This window comes from Bifidobacterium sp. N5G01 (genome assembly GCF_002742425.1).
In the GTDB taxonomy this organism is placed as follows: Bacteria; Actinomycetota; Actinomycetes; order Actinomycetales; family Bifidobacteriaceae; genus Bifidobacterium; species Bifidobacterium hominis.
In genome coordinates, this window is record NZ_NJNP01000001.1 from 19,688 (window position 1) to 34,086 (window position 14,399).

A 14,399-nucleotide genomic window follows, 5' to 3' on the forward strand; every position below is an offset into this window, starting at 1 on the left:
CATCCGAGGCCCGTTTCAATCTGCACACTGTATCCGCCCATACCAAGATGGGCCATCTAAAACCAATTCGTCAGAGGATTATCGGCATTACAACGAGCAGGCATCGAAGAAACGCTCGATGATGGTGTCGTTGAGCAGGCGTCCGGTTCGGGTTGGAATCACACGTCCGTCACGGATCACGATAAGACCTTCGTCTTCCATGGGTTGGATGCGAGCCATATCAGCCGTGTTTCCAAGGCGGCTCAAATCAAGGCCTTCACGCATGCGCAGACCAAGCATGATGATTTCTTCGAGGTTCTCCTCTTTGGAGATTCGTTCACTTCCCGACCATGGCACATCGCCGGCGTTGATAGCCTGCCCCCACATGCGTGGATGTGCGATATCCCAGCTGCGCAAACCCGAAGTTTTGACTGTTTCGGTTTTTTCCTCCGGCGCAGACTGTTCGACACCCAGCACATTGCCATAATGGCTGTGCGCACCCGGTCCGAGTCCGGCCCAGTCGACATTGCGCCAGTAGCCAAGATTATGTTGCGATTCATAGCCGGGGCGTGCCCAATTGCTGATCTCGTACCATTCAAGACCGGCCGCGCCCAACAGATCGTCGGCGATCTCATATTTGGTTGCCTCATCGTCGTCATCGGGTGTGGGCAATGTTCCCGCAGCGATCTGACGGCCCATTTTCGTATTCGGAGCAACCGTCAACGCATATGCCGAAATATGGTTGACGCCTAAATCAATCGCCGTGCGTACGGAAGTCCTCCAATCGTCAAGGCTCTCCCCCGGTGCGCCGTAGATCAAATCGACGCTGGATCGCATGCCTGCGGCATTCGCGGCCGCAACCCCTGCCGCAACATTGGCTGGGGTATGGGTACGGTCCAAAGTTTTCAGCACGCTTGGCACGGCCGACTGCATACCGAAGGAAATACGGTTGAAGCCGCCGTCCGCGAGTTCCTTCACATAATCGGCGTTCACCGTGTCCGGATTCGCTTCGGTGGTGATTTCCGCATTCTCGGCAATGCTCCACGTATCGCGCACTGCATTCAACATAGCCACCAGATCCGAGGCTTTCAGAATCGTGGGCGTGCCACCGCCGAAGAAGACGGTGGCCGCTTCCGGTTCGTCAATGCCGTGCGAGCTCTGCCAATCGCGAACGATCGACATTTCTCGAATCACCATGTTGGCGTAGTTGCCGCGCGATGCGCCCGCTCCCATATCGACGGCGGTATACGTGTTGAAATCACAGTACCCACAGCGACGCATGCAGAACGGTACGTGAATGTAGACTTCGAACATCAGCCTTCGGTCTTCTGGGCTGCACGAATCTTGTCTTTGGTATCACGGTCATTGCCGGCATCTCCGGTCGACAATGCGGCGATGAACGCCTCCTGCGGCACCTCGACATGGCCGAGCATCTTCATGCGTTTCTTGCCGGCCTTCTGCTTTTCGAGCAGCTTGCGCTTACGGGAAATGTCGCCGCCATAGCACTTGGCAAGCACGTCCTTACGCAAGGCGCGAATGTTCTCGCGCGCGATGATGCGGGAGCCGATGGCGGCCTGAATCGGGATTTCGAACTGCTGGCGAGGGATGAGCTCACGCAGCTTCTTCGTCATCATCACACCGTAGGAATACGCCTTATCCTTATGCACGATGGCGCTGAACGCATCGACCTTCTCGCCCTGGATGAGAATGTCAACCTTCACCAGATCGGCGGACTGTTCGCCGTCCTCATGGTAGTCCAGCGACGCGTAACCCTTGGTGCGGCTCTTCAACTGGTCGAAGAAGTCGAATACGATTTCGGCCAGCGGAATTCGATAATGCATTTCCACACGGTCGGCGGAAATGTATTCCATGGTGCCCATTTGGCCACGATGGTCCTGGCACAGGTCCATGACGGCGCCGATGAATTCCTTCGGCGTGATGATGTCGGCGGCAACCATCGGTTCGACGATCTGCTTGATCTTGCCGTCGGGGAATTCGCTCGGATTGGTCACACGATGCACGGAATTGTCTTCCGCGGTGACCTCGTATGGCACGTTCGGTGCGGTGGAGATCAAGTCGAGATCGAATTCGCGGCTCAGTCGTTCAGTCACGATTTCCATATGCAGCAGGCCAAGGAAGCCGCAGCGGAAACCGAAGCCCAACGCCACGGACGTTTCCGGCTCGTAGATCAAAGCCGCGTCGTTGAGCTTGAGCTTATCGAGCGCCTCACGAAGTTCCGGATACTGCGCGTTGTCGATTGGGAACAGGCCAGCGTAGACCATGGGCTGCGGGTCACGATAGCCTTCGAGCGGATCGGCCGCAGGCTTGAGCGCGGAAGTGATGGTGTCGCCCACCTTGGACTGGCTGACGTCTTTCGCGCCGGTGATAACATAACCGACCTCACCCGCACCAAGCGCCTTTGTAGGCATCATGTCTGGGCTGATCACGCCGATTTCAATCGGATCATGGGTCATGCCAATACCCATCATGTGCAGTTTCTCACGGGAACGCAACTCGCCATCGACCATACGAATGTAGGTGACGATGCCGCGGTAGGAGTCGTAGACGGAGTCGAAGATCAGCGCACGCGCGGGAGCTTCCGGATCGCCGGTTGGTGCAGGAACGTCGGCAACAATGCGGTCGAGCAGTTCGGCCACGCCTTCGCCGGTTTTGCCGGACACGCGCAGCACTTCGGAAGGATCGCAGCCGATCAGGCCTGCGATTTCCTCGGCATGCTTGTCTGGTTCCGCGCTAGGAAGATCGATTTTGTTCAGTACAGGAATGATGGCCAGATCATGGTCGATGGCCATATACAGGTTCGACAGGGTCTGCGCTTCGATGCCCTGCGTCGCGTCGACGAGCAGCACTGCGCCTTCGCATGCGGCGAGAGCGCGGGAAACCTCATAAGTGAAATCGACGTGGCCTGGAGTGTCGATCATGCCGAGGGTATATTCGGTGCCGTCGAACGTCCACGGCACGCGCACAGCCTGCGATTTGATGGTGATGCCACGCTCCTGCTCAATATCCATACGATCCAGGAAACGATCACGCATCTCACGTTCGGGCACGATGCCGCTGAGCTGCAGAATACGGTCTGCCACCGTGGACTTGCCGTGATCGATATGCGCGATGATGCAGAAATTGCGAATCAACGACTGATCGGTGAAACCGGGCTGGTTATGCTGCTGGCCCACGCCATCCTCCTCTTGAAATATTCGACGCAAACGATTCTAACCGCTAGTATCGGCATGGTGAGTCGCGACACTCCTAAGCCCGTTGGCAATTTATCCGCGCGCCATGTTATCATCATCGTTTGTATGTCCTTATAGAAAACGTCGTTTGGAGAAATAGTGGCAAACATCAAGTCGCAGAAGAAGCGCGTTCTCACCAACGAGAAGGCCCACAAGCGCAACGTGGCCGTGAAGTCCAGCCTGAAGACTGCCGTTCGCGCCACCCGTAAAGCTATCGCCGCCGGCGATAAGTCCGCAGCAGAAGCCGCCTACAAGGTCGCAGCTCAGAAGCTCGACAAGGCTGCTGGCGCTGGCGTGATCCACAAGAACCAGGCTGCTAACCGCAAGTCCGGTCTTGCCGTGGCCATCAACGCTCTCTGAGTTTTAGAAGCTCACAGCTAACGAAAATCCCGCAGGTTTTTCCTGCGGGATTTTTTGTTACGCAAATGTCTTCCGTTTAATTACCATCTCACTGTCGCTACCTACGCTTGTCACACTTGCGTTTGTCGGAATCCTTATCAGAATGAATGACCGGTCGTTTCAGATATTTCGCTTCACTTGGCAGATATGTATTATGACGCACCAACGCTCCCGGAAGCTGAATGTCGAAAATCACCGATACCAATCGCATGCTGACCATCAATGCGACGATCAGCAGATCAAGCACCACTTCGGCTGGAAAACTGACGATTCCAGCGTCCACGCCTTTGCAGACAAGCACCGTCAGTACGCACCCCACGGCAGATGGAACCGCATACCAATGTTTGTCACGAATCACCATCGGCACTTCGTTGATGAGCATGTCTCGAATCAGGCCACCTCCAAGCGCGGTGAACATGCCGAGAAAAACCGCGGTCATGCCTGACGTGTGGTACATCATGGCTTTGCTGGTACCGTTGACCGCATACAATCCCAATGCCAGAGCGTCCAACGACAGCATGGACCATTTGAGCTTGTTGATTTCGGGATGGCACACCGCTACAGCCACCGAAGCGAGCAGCGCGACGATCACCAAACCCTTGTCTGATACGCCGACTGGTGGCGAAATACCCAACAGCAAGTCACGGATGATGCCTCCGCCCAGTGCGGTGAGCCATGTGGTGACGAGAATCGCGAAAATGTCGTAGCCTTTGCGCACGGCAGCGAGTCCGCCGCACATGCCGCAGCAGAACGTCGCCAAATACTCAATCCCCCAGAAGAAGGCATTACTTTCCAACGCCACCGGCATGCTTCCCTTTCCCTTCCCTCACTTTCGGATTTCGCGACTTCCCATCGTACACAGACAAAGCGTGAGGACGGAACATGTGTTGCTCGACCGTAGGCTTGGCCGAACGGCCTTGAGTGTGTCGAGCAACATATGTTCCGCCCTCACGCGGGGTCAGAACCCATAAAAGTCAGTCGCGAGAAATCAGCAGACCTTCCACATCCAGTTGTGCGGATCCTCGATCTCGCCAAGCTGGATGCCCAGCAGCTGGTTGCGCAGGTTCACGGTGAATTCGCCGGAGTTGCCGTCGGCAACGGTCACGTCGAACTTCTCGGACTTGAAACGACCGATCGGGGTGATGATGGCTGCGGTACCGCAAGCGAACACCTCGGTGACTTCGCCGGACTTGATGTCTTCGAGCAACTGGTCCAGAGCGATCATGGTTTCGACCACGTCGTGGCCGTTGTCCTGGATGAGCTGAATCAGGGAGCGACGGGTCACGCCCGGCAGAATGTTGCCGGTCAGAGACGGGGTCTCCACGTGGCCGTCCTTGTGCACGACCATCATGTTCATGCCGCCAAGCTCCTCGAGGTAGGTCTTGGTAGCGGCGTCGACGAAGCAGACCTGCTCGCAGCCGTGGTCGATGCCGGTGTATTCGCCCAGCAGGGATGCGGCGTAGTTGCCACCGCACTTGGCGAAGCCGGTGCCGCCAGGGCCGGTGCGGAACCACTTGTCTTCAACCCAGATGCTGACCGGCTTCACGCCGCCTGGGAAGTACGGGCCGGACGGAGATGCGATCACGCAGTAGTCCACTTCCTGCGGAGCACGCACGCCGAGGAACGGCTCGGAAGCGAACATGAACGGACGCATGTACAGGGTGTACTCGCGGCGGGTCGGAACCCAGTTCACGTCACGCTTGACGAGGGCGGCCACGGAACCGATGAAATCGTCGATCGGCAGTTCCGGCAGGTACAGACGCTTGGCAGAGTTCTGGAAACGCTCGGCGTTCGCATCCGGACGGAACAGCCAGGTGGAACCATCGGCATGACGGTAGGCCTTCAGACCTTCGAAGCATTCCTGAGCGTAGTGCAGAACGGATGCGCCCGGATCCATCTTCAGCGGCGCATACGGCTCGATGCGGCGGTCTCCCCAGCCTTCGCCCTTGGTCCAAGTCATGTGGGCCATGTTGTCGGAGAAGACCTGACCGAATGCCGGCTTGTCGATGAGTTCGGCACGTTTGGCGTCGGATGCCGGGTTTTCGTTCGGGAGCACGGTGAACTTCTCGGTGAGCTTGTCAAGCTCTGCCGGATCGTGATGATTCTGTTCAGTCATTCTTTACTTCTTCTTGTTGCAGCCGCCCGAAAGCGGCCAGCGGTTGTTGGTATTCCAGTGCTTGTGGCACCGGTTCTGGTTAGTAACTTTCCCACATCATAATCTCTTTCGATTACAAGCGTTCGCGATATGAGATAGGAAGAAACATCCTGCGAAAAAGTTGCCGCCCTCACGCCGGTCGGCACCCACCGCAGCTTCGTTCGACTAACAAGAGCTCCCAGGGTTGGGCACTGTCAGGAGGCCTAGGGAACTGCTGTTAACTGCCATGGTGCATCAACTTCCTTTACTCCGGAAACAGCACAGCGGCGCAACCTCTGCCCGCCATCCGCGGGCAGCATCGACAAGACGCCCCCCTATGCACGTATCCGCGCTACATATGGCAGATTTGTGAACTTGACCGGGGACATCTCGCCTATATATGGCAGAACTTGCTGGAAAAAGACCACATAGGGGGTACGAAAATGACCAAATGCTCCGCCCAACCCTCCAATGTATTGGCGGATACTCGAAAAAGCAATACCCCCGCCATTAGACGGGGGCAATAAGATTGTTGGCGTCACGATGCTTGTTTCAGCGGCGTTCTCCCGGATTGCGGATCTGCATGGCCACGCCGTCTTCCATGATTGAGAAGCCGTGCTTCTGATAGAAGGTGGCGTTCTTGCTTTCTTCCGGCATGACTTCAATATAAAGGTAGTCGCAGTATTTCTCTTTGACCATGCCCACCAGATGGCCTGCGATGCCATGACCCTGATACTCCGGATCGACCAGCACGTAATGCATGTAAGCCACCATCTCAGTGTCATCGAGCACGCGCACCAAGCCCACCAAGCGGTCGCCGTCCCATGCGCTGAACACGGTGGACGATCCCATCAGAGCCTTGTGCAGACGTTCCGGATATTCACCCGACACCCATCCGACGGACCGGAACAGTTGCTGCACCTGCTCTTTGGCGAATCCCTTTTCATCGGTATACGTGATTTCCATAGTCCCGAGCGTAGCTGCATGTTACGCGCGGACTTAAGCCAGTCTCTGCATTGGGACATGATTTTGGAATCACGTTTACGTTGGCTCAGGCCAGCCAGTAACCGCACGCAACGGCCATGACAGGCACGACGATCGAAGCCAGAGCATAACCGATGAAACAAGCGATTTTCCCATTGCGCAGGAGCGTAACCGTCTCGTTCATCATAGTTGAGAACGTTGAGAAACCGCCGAGAAATCCTGTTGCGAGCAGTAGGCGGCAGTCGGGGCTTATGGTGTTCGCCGCGAACAATCCCGCCACCAAGCCGGCAAGCAGACCGGCCACAACATTGATGGCAAACGTCGAAAGCGGGAACGTTTTGCGCCACAATGCCTTGATATACGAATCGCAGATATAGCGTGCGGCCGCGCCGACGCCACCGCATGCGCATACGCTGATCGCAAGCATTGCGCTCATCGGATCGTCTCCTTGTCAGCATGTTCGTCTTTGTTTCGTTCCACCGACCACGAACCGCATAAGGCACCGGCGTAGGCGAGCGAAAAACCGACAATGAACGTTGCGCAGCAATAGGTGAGGACTCTGGGAATCGCGTGATCGTCAAACATCATGAATTCTTCCAATGCGAGCGTAGACATGGTGGAAAGGCCTCCGCATATGCCCATGCCGAATCCACGATTCACGTATTCTTTTGCACAGCCTTTCAACAGACTGGAAGATCCCAGCCATGCGGAAAGCGCCGCATATACGAAGCAGGCCACCATATTGGCTGCGAATGTGCCGACGTGAAAGCTGCCCACGTCCGCAATGAACGAGCTCGCATACCGCAGTCCCGTGCCGACGCATCCGCCAAGGAATACCACCATCACCACATCAAGCCGAATAATACGCTTATTCAAATGTTTCTCTCTTCCGCACCGTCTCACTTTGTCTCTCGTGCATTGTTTCCGTGCACCGTCAGTCATACTAGTCGTTATTCGATTGGAATGCTGATGCACGTCACGTATTTGCCGGAATCCTGCGTCAGACCATTGTCGATCAGTGTGATCTCACGTGGGAAGCCTACCACCGTCAAATGATGATTCTCGATATAGTCCATTAATGTGCGGCATCAGGATGGCTGCCGGGAAAACGGATCGTCACGCAGTCCGTCTCCGGCAGTACGCAAACGTTCCCCTCGCACCCGACAGTGCCATACGGGTTCACTGAACGTATAGGCGAGTATAGCCCGTATCCACCCGTTATACCAATATTGCGTAAGAAATGCAGGATTCGCCGTCAGTTTCGTATGCCTTCCAGCTCATAGAACGGATGTTGCCGGGGTACGAAAAAGCCCATGTGCGTCTGAGCACATGGGCTTTTCATCATCTTTTACGGTTTTTCAAAACCGTAAGATGGAAGTTTGCTTCCTTAAGCTAGCTGAGCTCACTCAGCGTCGGCAGCCGGAGCGGCTTCGACCGGAGCAGCCTCACCGGCAGCGTCTTCCGGCACCTCGACGGTGACGACGGACTCTTCCGGATCCTCAACGTCGAGCACAACGCCTTCCGGCAGCACGACGTCCTTGGCGAAGACCTTGGAACCGTCGGTCAGGCCGTCAACGTTGACCACGATCTTCTCCGGCAGGTTGGCGACATCAGCGCGAACCTTGAGCTCCTGAATGTCGACGAATGCGACGGCAGCGCCCTTCGGGGTGCCCTCAACGAACACCGGCACCTCGACGTCGATCTTCTCGCCGGCCTTGACCTCATAGAAGTCAACGTGCTCGACGATGCGCTTCACCGGGTTGCGCTGAACGTCCTTGACGACGGCCATCTTGGTCTCTTCACCGTACTTGATGGTGAACAGAGCGTTGGTGTGGCGCAGGGACAGGGTGGTCTCCTTCATCGGCAGCTGCACGAAGACCGGCTCTTCGCCGCCTGCGTACACAGTGGCCGGAATGAGGTTAGCAACGCGCATGCGGCGGGCAGCGCCCTTGCCGAACTCGGTACGGGCAGCACCTTCGAGGGTAATGGTGGTAGCCATGGGCTATTTCTCCTTGTTGTATTCGTTCATTCTGTTTCGGCGCATCAACGAGCCGTGGAAAGAGCTCCTGCAAGGAGTTGTGAATCACACGCCGAGTCGATAACGGAAGCCATACGCTTCCCTCGCCAAGACAACATTCAACCAGTATACGGCAGGGACGGACATCATCGGAAAACGTCACAAATCAAAAATGGAAAAATCCGTCAAAGCACACGAAAACGCCGTATGCACGTACAATCGATAGTAATTGTGAACAATCCGTCAATCGCAAGGAATCGAGACAGCAATGAAGCATGACAATGGCACAATCGTTCGTGATATTTGCATCGCCACGGGAGCCGTGGCGGCTGCCTGTATCGCATCGTTGGCTGCGACTGCGAAATACCTGTTCCATTTCTGCATCGATACGCAATGGAAACGTTCCGTTTTCCATCAATCGCTGATTGCTCCGGAACGTATCGAGAAACTTCAGCAGGGTGAGGCAAAGGAAGCAGGAGAATGGTTCTCGCAAGCCAAACAGCCGGTGACGATTACCAGCGATGATGGACTTCGACTGCATGGATGGCTGTTCGATCCGGATTGCACTGCGCCGAAACCACACCTGTACGCGATCTGCATGCATGGCTATACCGGCGTGCCGGAGGAAACCGCAAAATGGGCACATCGTTACGCCCGCATGGGATTCACCGTATTGGTTCCGTCGCAGCGCGCCCAAGACCTGAGCGAGGGACGGTACGTCGGCATGGGCTGGCTTGAACGCAATGATCTACTGAATTGGATCGACCTTATCGTGTCGAGTGACGCCGACGCCCGTATCCTGCTGTATGGCGGTTCGATGGGCGCGGCAACGGTGATGATGACGACGGGAGACCCGCGTCTGCCGCGCAATGTGGCGTCCGCGATCGTCGATAGCGGCTACACGTCTGCACGCATGGTGTTCATCGACAACCTTCGGCATTCGTCGCATCTGCTGAAACCGCTTGCCGCGGCATGCGTAGATGCCACGGGATTGTTCTGCAAACATTATGCAGGGTACGATTTTTCGGAAGCCACCTGTCTGCAGTCGCTCAGACATACCGTCATTCCGATGCTGTTCATTCATGGCGAACAGGACGACATCGTGAGCTCACGTTTCCTCAAGATCAATTACGAAGCGTGCTCGAGCATCGATCGGGAAAAGCTCATGGTTCCCGACGCACGCCATATGGAAGCATCCGTCGTGGATCCCGAACTGTATTGGAACACCGTCAACGCCTTCATCAAACGCGCATTCGAATTGTGAGCCATGAAAACTGTGTCAAGACTCACACGAGATTTTCCTCATGTTTATCCCCAAAGTGAACATACGCAATGTTCATTTGTTGGAAAACCAATGAAATCAACGGCTTACCCACTCCTGTCACCTCCCGGCACGCTCAAGGCCATGGAATACTCCACCATTATCTTGTTGTTTGTTCGTCGCAGAGCGAACAAACAACAGAGAGGAACGAATATTACATGGTCAATCAACAACATGGGGGAAACCGTTGGGTGAGCGCTGTTATTCCGGCGTTGCTCATTCATATCTCAATCGGCACCGTATACTGCTGGAGCGTGTTCAAACAGCTGATCGCCGATCAGATGCATGTGGCCCCGGGCATTGTGGAATGGGGATTCTCGCTTGCCATCTTCTTTCTTGGCATGTCGGCCGCCTTCCTTGGACCCTTCGTCGAAAAGGACATCAAGAAATCGGCTTTGATCTCGACGGTCTGCTTCGTCTGTGGGTTCGCCGGTACCGGAGCCAGTATTGCGGCGGGATGGCTCCCCGGCGTGTTCATCTTCTATGGCGTGATCATGGGTATCGGGTTGGGCGTCGGCTATCTGACGCCGGCGAAGAACCTGATGCTGTGGTTCGCTGACAACAAGGGTCTCGCCACCGGCATCGCCGTCGCGGGATTCGGTCTGGCCAAGGCCATTGCAAGCCCGGTCATGCAGTGGCTGGTCTCCACGATTGGTCTGGCGCCCATGTTCTATGTTCTTGCCGTCGTATACGCGGTAATGATGCTGATCGGCTTCGCACTAATCAAGCGTCCAGCCGGATACGTGTATTCCGAACAGGCCCGCATCCGCCGTCGCGACATCATGAGAAAACCGGTGTTCTGGGCGATTTGGCTGGCCTTCTACCTCAACATCACCTGCGGTCTGGCATTGATCTCCCAAGAGAAGGACATCCTGCATGATGCGCTGTCCATCCTTCCAAAGTACGCGTCGCTGAACGCGACACAGCTGGCCACGGCCATTGCGGGAAGCATCAGCGTCATCCTGGCCGTCGATGCCGTGTTCAATGCTGCCGGACGTATCGGGTTCTCCGCACTGTCCGACCACTGCAAGCGCCGTGAAACCGCATATCTGGTGATTTTCATCATGTCCATCGCGGTGTGCGCGTTGCAGATCTTCACGCATTCGATTGACAACGGCACCCTATGGCTGATTGTGACGATGCTGTTCCTCATCAACGCCGGCTATGGCGGCGGCTTCTCCACACTGCCGGTGCTGCTTGAGCAGCACTTTGGTATGAAGTCAGTGTCCACCGTGCACGGCCTGGCTTTGAGCGCGTGGGCGTTCGCCGGATTGTCCGGCAACCAGCTGGCGTCCTTCGTCGTCTCTCATACGACGGATGCGGCCCACCGATACAGCGCGCTGATTCCGATCATCACCGTACTGTACGCTGTCGCTCTCGTGTCTATCATCGCCGTGACGCTCGCCACGAAAGGCAAGAGCGCCAACGCCTTGTCATCACGCTGACACGGCGGACAAGCCTATCAACGCCTTACGCGGATGTTCTGGGCATTCGCCCGCAACCCGCTCCACGCCGAGGAACAGACTCCGGTCCTGTTCCTCGGCGAACTTCTTTCCATTGGTATATACGATGTACATGATTTCTTCCTTTCCCAATCCATTTCTCCGTATTCCACCGCATCACCTTCTGATTCACGCACACTGACGACAGCCATGAAAACAATGACATCCCCTCCGTTGCGGTCGAATATATGGATCAAATACCACATGCCGCAATACCATGACGGATAAGGCTCCCCTGCCCACGTGTTTTTCCGTCACACAGGTACTGTAGCAGGTATGGAACAATCATCTAGAGCTTTCCCACCGTCCCACATCGAAGTGCGCGGTGCCTGCGTACATAATCTCAAGAGCGTCGACGTCGACATTCCGTTGAACGAATTAGTCGGTATCGCCGGTATCTCCGGGTCCGGAAAGAGCTCTCTCGCTTTAGGTGTGCTATACGCTGAAGGATCCCGACGCTATCTGGAGGCTTTGTCGACGTATACCAGGCGACGTCTCACCCAAGCGAGTCGAGCGCAGGTAGTCGACATACGTCATGTGCCTGCGGCTCTCGCCCTCCATCAAAGACCTTCAGTGCCCGGCGTGCGATCCACGTTCGGCACGATGACGGAGTTGCTCAACAGTCTGCGTCTGTTGTTCTCCCGTTGCGCCTCACATGTCTGCGAGCATTGTGGCGTACGCAACCGTCCCACAATGAACGTGGCGGCCGAGTTGCCTATACGATGCGCATCCTGCAACCAACTCATGCATCCACCATCCGCCGAACAGCTGTCGTTCAATTCCGCCGGCGCATGCCCGACCTGCTCCGGAACAGGTATCGTGCGAATCGTCGACCGTGCTTCCCTGGTGCCAGACGAGACCAAAAGCATCGACGACGGCGCAGTATTACCATGGGGATCGTTGATGTGGGATCTGATGAAGCAGGTGTGCGGCGCGATGGGAGTGCGCACGAACATTCCATTCAACCAGCTGACCGACGCCGAGCGGGACATCGTGTTCAACGGCCCGGCCGTCAAGAAACATATTCTATACAAACCGAAGAAAGGCAATGATTTCGCCGAACTTGACTTCACGTACTTCAACGCCGTGTATACCGTGGAGAACGCGCTCGCCAAAGCCAAGGATGAGAAGGGTATCAAACGCGTGTCGAGATTCCTCAGCGAGAAACCATGTCCGGATTGTTTCGGTACGAGGCTTTCACAGCAGGCTCGTCAACCGCAGATTCTCGGTATTGATCTGGCACAAGCCACGGCGATGACACTTGACGAAACGATACGTTGGGTGCATTCAGTACCTAAGTCATTGCCGCAGGAGATGCGTGCGATGGCCACAGCCATCTGCGAATCGTTCGAGGATACGGCCGAGCGGCTCGTGGAACTCGGATTATGCTATTTGTCGCTTGACCGCGCAGGTGCGACACTGTCCACCGGCGAGCGCCAACGTGTGCAGTTGGCCCGTTCGGTGCGTAACCGCACTACAGGCGTGCTGTATGTGCTGGATGAACCGTCTATCGGATTGCATCCGGCGAATGTGGATGGACTGTTGGGCGTGATGCGCGATTTGGTGGCTGACGGCAATTCGGTGGTTGTGGTCGATCATGATACCCGTGTGCTTGCCGCGATGGATCATTTGGTGGAGATGGGTCCGACGGCTGGTGCCGAAGGCGGTCATGTGATCGCTCAGGGTTCGGTGGTGGATGTTGTGACGGCACCTGGTTCTCAGATAGCGCCTTTTCTGCGTGATGGTGGCAAAATACACGAGCGGGTGCGGCCGCAGATTGACTTAGATGCGATGTTCGCCAAGGGTCGGATTCATTTGGAGACGAATACCGTGCATACGGTGCATCCGTTATTGGTGGACATTCCGCGAGGGCGTCTCACTGTGGTGTCTGGCGTGTCGGGTTCCGGTAAGACGACGATGGTGTTGGAGACACTGGTCCCTGCGTTGCGCTCGGCCGTTGATGGTACCGTTTTCCCAAGCTCGATTCGTCTGATTGACGCGGATGGCATTTCGAAAGTGGAACTGATCGATGCCACGCCCATTGGAGCAAACATCCGTTCGACCGTGGCGACGTATTGTGGTGTTCACGATGATCTGCGTCGTGCGTTTGCGAAGACTTCCGATGCCCATAAGAAGAATCTCAAACCTGGCGCATTCTCATACAACACGGGCAAGTTGCGCTGCTCCACTTGCGATGGAACCGGTACCATTTCGTTGGACGTGCAGTTCCTGCCCGATGTTGACGTCACGTGTCCCGATTGCCATGGGACGCGGTATGCACAGACCGCCGATGACATTCGATTGGTTTGCGCGGACAGCGTCGCCCGTTCACTGCCGGAATTGATGTTGCTAAGCGTCGACGAGATGATGCCTCTATTGGATTTCCTACGTCCCGTTCGATCGAAACTGGCCACACTGCATGAGCTTGGCCTGGGGTATCTGACACTTGGCGAGCCGACTCCTGCGTTATCAGGCGGCGAAGCGCAACGGCTGAAGCTGGCCAGCGAAATGGGACGCGGACAGTCCGGTTCGGTATTCGTGTTCGACGAGCCTACGATCGGGCTACACCCGTTGGATGTGCTGGTATTACTACGCGTGTTCGACTCGTTGGTGGCTTCTGGGGCGACAGTTGTAGTAATCGAACATGATCTTGATGTAATCGCGAATGCGGATTATCTCATCGACATGGGTCCGGGCGGAGGCATGTCCGGCGGTCGCATCGTATGCGAGGGAACACCGGAAACGATCCGTGCCTGTCCTGACAGCGTCACGGGCAGATATCTGCGTGGATGATCCGACGCGAACTCGCCCG

The 14,399-nt window shown here is 56.1% G+C and carries 15 protein-coding genes; 4 read left to right on the forward strand and 11 right to left on the reverse strand.

Going from position 1 to position 14,399, the window contains the following annotated elements; genetic code table 11:
• Window positions 1–87: 87 nt before the first annotated feature.
• Together hemW and lepA are read right to left on the reverse strand one after the other, a co-directional pair.
• Window positions 88–1,293, reverse strand: coding sequence for a radical SAM family heme chaperone HemW (hemW, locus tag CE168_RS00070; RefSeq protein WP_099570617.1), 1,206 nt, complete (start codon window positions 1,291–1,293; stop codon window positions 88–90).
• Window positions 1,293–3,173: a translation elongation factor 4 gene (gene lepA, locus CE168_RS00075; protein ID WP_099570618.1), complete on the reverse strand. Its 1,881-nt coding sequence runs from the start codon at window positions 3,171–3,173 to the stop codon at window positions 1,293–1,295. The genes hemW and lepA overlap by 1 nt, the downstream gene beginning before the upstream one ends.
• A gap of 156 nt (window positions 3,174–3,329) precedes the next feature.
• Here lepA and rpsT point away from each other — a divergent pair, with 156 nt between their 5' ends.
• On the forward strand, window positions 3,330–3,590 hold the full coding sequence (gene rpsT, locus CE168_RS00080) for a 30S ribosomal protein S20 (RefSeq protein ID WP_099570619.1): 261 nt from the start codon (window positions 3,330–3,332) through the stop codon (window positions 3,588–3,590).
• 97 nt (window positions 3,591–3,687) lie between these two features.
• Here the strand turns inward: rpsT and CE168_RS00085 are convergent, their stop codons facing one another.
• The 7 genes from CE168_RS00085 to CE168_RS00110 all read right to left on the reverse strand — a co-directional run bounded on the left by CE168_RS00085 (window position 3,688) and on the right by CE168_RS00110 (window position 8,746).
• Window positions 3,688–4,437 (reverse strand): trimeric intracellular cation channel family protein, encoded by a 750-nt coding sequence (locus tag CE168_RS00085; protein ID WP_099570620.1) that lies wholly within the window; start codon window positions 4,435–4,437, stop codon window positions 3,688–3,690.
• A gap of 180 nt (window positions 4,438–4,617) precedes the next feature.
• On the reverse strand, window positions 4,618–5,745 hold the full coding sequence (locus CE168_RS00090; RefSeq protein ID WP_003835037.1) for a branched-chain amino acid aminotransferase: 1,128 nt from the start codon (window positions 5,743–5,745) through the stop codon (window positions 4,618–4,620).
• A gap of 570 nt (window positions 5,746–6,315) precedes the next feature.
• A complete protein-coding gene (locus CE168_RS00095; RefSeq protein WP_099570621.1) occupies window positions 6,316–6,729 on the reverse strand; it encodes a GNAT family N-acetyltransferase in 414 nt (137 codons plus the stop codon).
• 85 nt (window positions 6,730–6,814) lie between these two features.
• Window positions 6,815–7,183, reverse strand: a complete 369-nt coding sequence (gene crcB, locus CE168_RS00100; RefSeq protein WP_099570622.1) for a fluoride efflux transporter CrcB — start codon at window positions 7,181–7,183, stop codon at window positions 6,815–6,817.
• Window positions 7,180–7,689 (reverse strand): FluC/FEX family fluoride channel, encoded by a 510-nt coding sequence (locus tag CE168_RS00105; RefSeq protein WP_180753640.1) that lies wholly within the window; start codon window positions 7,687–7,689, stop codon window positions 7,180–7,182. Before CE168_RS00105 ends, crcB begins: the two co-directional genes overlap by 4 nt.
• 8 nt (window positions 7,690–7,697) lie before the next feature.
• A complete protein-coding gene (locus CE168_RS09210) occupies window positions 7,698–7,823 on the reverse strand; it encodes a hypothetical protein (RefSeq protein ID WP_260805437.1) in 126 nt (41 codons plus the stop codon).
• A gap of 326 nt (window positions 7,824–8,149) precedes the next feature.
• Complete coding sequence (locus CE168_RS00110) at window positions 8,150–8,746, reverse strand: 50S ribosomal protein L25/general stress protein Ctc (protein ID WP_099570623.1); 597 nt, start codon at window positions 8,744–8,746, stop codon at window positions 8,150–8,152.
• A 286-nt stretch (window positions 8,747–9,032) separates the two neighbouring features.
• Here CE168_RS00110 and CE168_RS00115 point away from each other — a divergent pair, with 286 nt between their 5' ends.
• Both CE168_RS00115 and CE168_RS00120 read left to right on the forward strand, forming a co-directional pair.
• Complete coding sequence (locus tag CE168_RS00115) at window positions 9,033–10,028, forward strand: alpha/beta hydrolase (RefSeq protein ID WP_099570624.1); 996 nt, start codon at window positions 9,033–9,035, stop codon at window positions 10,026–10,028.
• Between the two features lie 215 nt (window positions 10,029–10,243).
• On the forward strand, window positions 10,244–11,530 hold the full coding sequence (locus CE168_RS00120; RefSeq protein ID WP_099570625.1) for an OFA family MFS transporter: 1,287 nt from the start codon (window positions 10,244–10,246) through the stop codon (window positions 11,528–11,530).
• Here the strand turns inward: CE168_RS00120 and CE168_RS08975 are convergent.
• Both CE168_RS08975 and CE168_RS09100 read right to left on the reverse strand, forming a co-directional pair.
• On the reverse strand, window positions 11,522–11,662 hold the full coding sequence (locus CE168_RS08975; RefSeq protein WP_180753641.1) for a hypothetical protein: 141 nt from the start codon (window positions 11,660–11,662) through the stop codon (window positions 11,522–11,524). The two genes, CE168_RS00120 and CE168_RS08975, sit on opposite strands and share 9 nt — an antisense overlap.
• A 485-nt stretch (window positions 11,663–12,147) precedes the next feature.
• Window positions 12,148–12,333, reverse strand: a complete 186-nt coding sequence (locus tag CE168_RS09100; RefSeq protein WP_229027363.1) for a hypothetical protein — start codon at window positions 12,331–12,333, stop codon at window positions 12,148–12,150.
• Between CE168_RS09100 and CE168_RS00125 the strand changes: the two genes are divergently transcribed.
• On the forward strand, window positions 12,332–14,380 hold the full coding sequence (locus CE168_RS00125; protein ID WP_236824269.1) for an excinuclease ABC subunit A: 2,049 nt from the start codon (window positions 12,332–12,334) through the stop codon (window positions 14,378–14,380). The genes CE168_RS09100 and CE168_RS00125 overlap by 2 nt on opposite strands.
• Window positions 14,381–14,399 lie beyond the last annotated feature (19 nt).